General features: G+C 63.7%; 5 protein-coding genes. All 5 read right to left on the bottom strand.

The window, feature by feature from the left end:
- Positions 1–118 precede the first annotated feature (118 nt).
- Positions 119–322 (bottom strand): efflux RND transporter permease subunit, encoded by a 204-nt coding sequence (locus tag FJY68_13415; protein MBM3332823.1) that lies wholly within the window; start codon positions 320–322, stop codon positions 119–121.
- Positions 323–380: 58 nt separating this feature from the next.
- Positions 381–2,513, bottom strand: a complete 2,133-nt coding sequence (locus tag FJY68_13410) for a sodium-translocating pyrophosphatase (GenBank protein ID MBM3332822.1) — start codon at positions 2,511–2,513, stop codon at positions 381–383.
- 218 nt (positions 2,514–2,731) lie between these two features.
- The gene (locus tag FJY68_13405) at positions 2,732–3,220 is read right to left on the bottom strand and encodes a peptidoglycan-associated lipoprotein (protein MBM3332821.1); all 489 of its coding nucleotides are present in this window, start codon (positions 3,218–3,220) and stop codon (positions 2,732–2,734) included.
- Positions 3,221–3,432: 212 nt separating this feature from the next.
- Positions 3,433–3,789: a hypothetical protein gene (locus FJY68_13400; GenBank protein ID MBM3332820.1), complete on the bottom strand. Its 357-nt coding sequence runs from the start codon at positions 3,787–3,789 to the stop codon at positions 3,433–3,435.
- Between the two features lie 322 nt (positions 3,790–4,111).
- The coding region (locus tag FJY68_13395) for an efflux RND transporter permease subunit (protein MBM3332819.1) at positions 4,112–4,851 on the bottom strand (740 nt) is incomplete at its 5' end.

Below are 4,851 nucleotides of genomic sequence, written 5' to 3'. Positions count from 1 at the left end.
GATTACCTACCATTGTCAGTGGAGTCCTTTCGGTTGGGCGTCACCATCCCTTCAGACGCTCCAGCCGTCAGAAAGATGTCAAGACTTTTTCAACAGCCCCACAGTCCCTGTTTTCGGGTCATGTCCCTCGGGCCGCGGCGGCGCGGCGCTGGCGGGCGCGTTCAAAGTGGTTCTCTAAGATGACGTAGAGGACCGGGATGAAGACGAGCGGCAGGTAGGTGGAAACCATCATGCCGCCAATCATCGTCCTGCCGAGCGGAGACCAGAATCCCGAGCCTTCGCTGAGTTGGGTCGCGAGGCTGACGACGTCGAAGCGGATCAGGGCTAATAGAAGGGGCCCGGGGGTATCCCCGGGCCCTCGAAGCTACGACCCAAACTGTCTACTTGAGCCAGGGCAGGTAGGACGAGACCTTCAGTACCAGCCCCAGCACGACGATTGAGACCATCGACTGCAGCTTGAGCAGGATGTTGAGCGACGGGCCCGACGCATCTTTCAGCGGGTCGCCGACCGTGTCGCCGACCACTGCCGCCTTATGCGCCGGCGAACCCTTGCCCCCGAACGCGCCGCGCTCAACGTACTTCTTGGCATTGTCCCAGGCGCCACCGGAGTTAGCCGAGAAGATGGCGAGACAGAATCCGGCTGCAAGACCCCCGACCAGGAAGCCGGCCACGCCTTCAGTGCCGAGCAGCAGGCCGACCAGAATAGGCGTCACGATCGCCATCAAGGACGGTGCGATCATCTCCTTCTGGGCCGCCTTGGTGCAGATGGCAACTGCATGGGCGTAGTCAGGCTTGGCCTTGCCCTCCATCAGCCCGGGAATTTCGCGGAACTGGCGGCGGACCTCCTCGACGATTTTCGACGCCGCCCGGCCGACGGCGCGCATCACCATCGACGACACGCCCATCGGCAGCATTGCGCCGAGGAAGACGCCCGCGATCAGGCGCGGGTTCATCAGGGACAGGTCAATGTCCTTCGTGAAGCCAAGGATCTTCTGAGAGATGATACGTGTCTCATCACGGTACGCGGCGACAAGCGCCAGCGCGGTCAGCGCCGCCGAGGCGATGGCGAAGCCCTTGCCCGTGGCCGCGGTCGTATTGCCGAGCGAGTCGAGCGCGTCGGTCCGTTCCCGGACTGCCGGCTCCTGGTGGGTCATCTCGGCATTGCCGCCGGCGTTGTCTGCAACCGGTCCGTAGGCGTCGGTAGCCAGGGTTATGCCCAGCGTCGCGAGCATCCCCACCGCCGAGATGCCAATGCCGTACAACCCCAGTCCGGGGTCGCCGTTACCGGCAAGGTAGTAGCTGGCCATAATCGCGGCCGCGACCGTGATGACGATCGGAATTGTCGAGTTCATACCCACGGCCAGGCCCTCGATGATGACCGTAGCCGGCGAGGTCTTGGCTTCAGCCGCGATGCCTTGCACCGGCTTGTAGGTGTCGGACGTGAACCGTTCGGTGAAGTATCCTACGACCACGCCGGCCAGCAGGCCGGAAAGTATCGACCAGAAGACCTGGATGTTGTTGGGCAGCAGCCAACGCACAATCAGGAATCCGAGCACGGCTGAGATGACGGTAGCGCCGTATACGCCCCGCCGCAGGGCCGCCAGCAGCACCTTCTGCTCGGCCTTCTCGCCGGCGCGCACGAGGAAGCTGCCGACAATCGATGCTAGGATGCCCACGCCGGCCAGCACCATCGGCAGCAGCACGCCGTTCACCTCGAACCCGGTGCCGGCGAACGCGACGATAGAGAGAGCCATCGTCGCCACCATCGACCCGACGTAAGACTCGTACAGGTCCGCGCCCATCCCGGCGATGTCACCGACGTTGTCGCCGACGTTGTCGGCGATGACCGCTGGATTGCGCGGGTCGTCCTCGGGGATCCCGGCCTCGACCTTACCCACGAGGTCCGCGCCTACGTCCGCGGCCTTGGTGAAGATGCCGCCGCCCACGCGGGCGAAGAGCGCCTGCGAGCTCGCGCCGATGCCGAAGGCCAGCATCGCCGAGGTGATGGACGTCAACCGCTCCGCCGTCGGCTGGTGCGCGAACACGGCATTCAGAATAACGTACCAGATCGACAGGTCGATCAGCCCGAGCCCTACCACTGTCAGGCCCATCACCATGCCGGCCGAGAACGCCACCCGCAGACCGGAGTTCAGGCTCTGCTTGGCGGCCCAGGTTGTGCGGGCGCTGGATCGAACGCCGACCGACATACCGATGAAGCCGGAAAGCCCCGAAAAGAAGCCGCCGGTCAGGAACGCGAACGGCACGAACCACGTCTGCAGCCCGAGGGCGGCCAGCACGCAGAGCAGCACGAAGACGATACCGAAGAACAGGGTGACGCCCTTGTACTGCTGCTTCAGGTAGGCCATCGCGCCGATGCGCACCGCCTTGGCCACTTCCTTCATCGGCTCGGTTCCCTCGCTCCGCTTCATGTTCTGCAAGGCGAGGATGAGCGCTGTGATCAGCGCGATGACCGCGCCGCCCGGCGCTATCCAGAATATCGGACTGACGTTCATTGAAGCTCCTTTTTGAGGTACGCGGAATCCTAACCGGCTGGTGGTGGGTTCGCCTCATGCCGGCCCGCACTGTGCGGGCGCTTAGTCTAGGCAACTCTTTCCGCTTGTCAATACGCCGGGCAAACGACCAGCAACCAGCATGGACGCAGTACACGAACAGCTGGCCGCGCGCGGCCCTGCCGGGTGACGCGAGCCGTCGAGCTTTCTGGAAGCAGCCCTTACCTGGCGACCTTGAACTCGCAGCGGCGGTTGAGCTCGAACTGCCGCTCGTCCTGAGTCACCAGCTTCTCCTCGCCGTAGCTGATAGTCGTGAGCTGGTTCCCGCTGGCTCCCAGCCTGACCAGGTAAGCCTTGGCGGCCTCGGCCCGGCGCATACCGAGGGCCATGTTGTACTCGGCGGTACCCACAGGGTCGCAGTAGCCCTCAATGGTGATGCCAGGATTCTGATTCCTGGCGGCAGCCGTCCGCATCTGGTCGTAGTTGCCCTGCAGTGTCGTGGCGTCACCCGGCCTGATGTCCGACCGGTCGAAGTCGAAGTTGATTGACCCAAGGTTCCACTCGAATCCGACACCCGCGTCGGTTTCCTCCGGCACCGGTCTCTGCGCCGGCTGTCCGGGCGTCACTACGGCCTTCTTCGGGCAACCGGCCAGCACGAGCAGACACAGGCTGCCGGCTAGAACGGTCACGGTCAGGTTTGTCTTCTTCATGGTTCTCCTTTCACGTTGGTCTGCAAGAGATGATTGAGCCGACGGCGTGGGCCTGAGGTTCAGTGTCCCGAAGACCTCGATGCCGGTGCGGCATCGTCCGGTACCGGCGAACTGCGCGCCAAGTCGCGACTGCGCCGGTCGACTCTTCCACCCCGGTTGATCTGGGAGCAACTGTAGCTTCATTGTCCTCATCGCAGAGGGCTGTCCGCCAACTAGCGGCGGAGCAGCAGGAGCAGTGCGTGGAGAACGGCCCACACGCCGCCGGCAAGAATGAACAGAAGCCGCGCATACTTCACCCAGTCCTTCATGGTGGCCGGCTCGGACTCCGACCCCGTACCATGCAGCCACCTGATGTCCGCGAAGCGGATGAACAGCAGCGCCGCGACGACTGCCCAGAATACGATATCAAGAGACGAGAATGTTGTCTTTTGCTGAACAATGAATGCCAGCAGTATGAGCAGGACGAAATTGCCACCCGCAACCCAGATGAGTCGCGCGATTATGCTCAGGCAGCCGGGTTGACCGGCCTGTTTTGGCGGCGGGACAGCGTCCCGATGAGGAAATGGCATGCTCGCCTCCGGAATGTCGCCTGCTGCCAGGCGTTATCATGTGATGCGGTGGAAAACCGCGCCACACTTCTTATTCCGGATGGCGGCCCGACCACCCGACCGACCTGCGGCAGCTCTGGGAGTGTCTGCCGCACCCTTGCGAGGGGTCAAGTCACGCGCCTAGTCGCAACTCGACCGACTCGCTGTCAGATGGTAGCGGGCTTCTGCGTGCGGGTCAAGAACAGAAGAGAGTATTGGTGGCTACGATGACGCTTGCGGCGGGCCAGACGACGAAGAAGCGGGACGCGGATGTGTCCGCGTCCCGCTTCAGTCAGGTGACCGGCTACTGGCCGGGCGTCCGAGCGGCCGCTGAAGCGGCTCGGCGCAGGCGGGCGCGTTCGGAGCGGGTCTCGAAGATCACGTAGAGGACCGGAATGAAAACGAGCGGCAGGAAGGTGGAGACAGCCATGCCGCCGATCATGGCTCTGCCCAGCGGCGACCAGAACTCGGAGCCTTCACCAATCTGCAGGGCAAGCGGTATGAGGCCGAAGATGGTGGTTAGCGAGGTCATCAAGATGGGTCGCAGCCGTACCCGCCCGGCCTCTTTAACCGCCTCTTCCAGCGCCATGCCCTCGTTTCTCCGCAACTGGTTCACGAAGTCGATGTAGACGATGCCGTTGTTGACCACGATGCCGACGAGCACGAGTACGCCGAGGCCGGACACGATGGAGAGCGTCGTGCCGGTGGCGGCGAGCGCCCAGATTACGCCGATGAGGGCAAACGGGATGGTGAAGAGGATGATGAAGGGGTCGCGGAGGCTCTCAAACTGCGAGGCCATCACCATGAATACAAGGAGGATGGCGATGAGCATGGCGAACCCGAGGTCGCGGAATGTCTCCATCATTTCCTCGAATGAGCCGGCGACCCGGATGGTGAACCCGGGCGGCGGGGTGATACGCGCCACGGCCTGCTTGGCCCTCGCGCCGACCCGACCCGCGGCCTGGCCGACGACGTTGGCCTCGACCTTGACGATGCGCTCGGTGTTCTTGTGCTCGATGGTCAGCGGGCTGGTGCCGGTTCGCT

The organism is candidate division WOR-3 bacterium (assembly GCA_016867815.1).
In the GTDB taxonomy this organism is placed as follows: Bacteria; Hydrothermota; Tepidihabitantia; order Tepidihabitantales; family Tepidihabitantaceae; genus UBA2258.
The sequence above is the reverse complement of the archived record's forward strand: the minus strand, read 5'-3'. Positions and strand labels throughout refer to the sequence as shown.

What these genes read in the sequence shown, in the direction of transcription:
- FJY68_13410 (MBM3332822.1), bottom strand. Translation starts at nt 2,513, where the DNA reads ATGAACGTCAGTCCGATATTCTGGATAGCGCCGGGCGGCGCGGTCATC.
- FJY68_13405 (MBM3332821.1), bottom strand. Translation starts at nt 3,220, where the DNA reads ATGAAGAAGACAAACCTGACCGTGACCGTTCTAGCCGGCAGCCTGTGT.
- FJY68_13400 (MBM3332820.1), bottom strand. Translation starts at nt 3,789, where the DNA reads ATGCCATTTCCTCATCGGGACGCTGTCCCGCCGCCAAAACAGGCCGGT.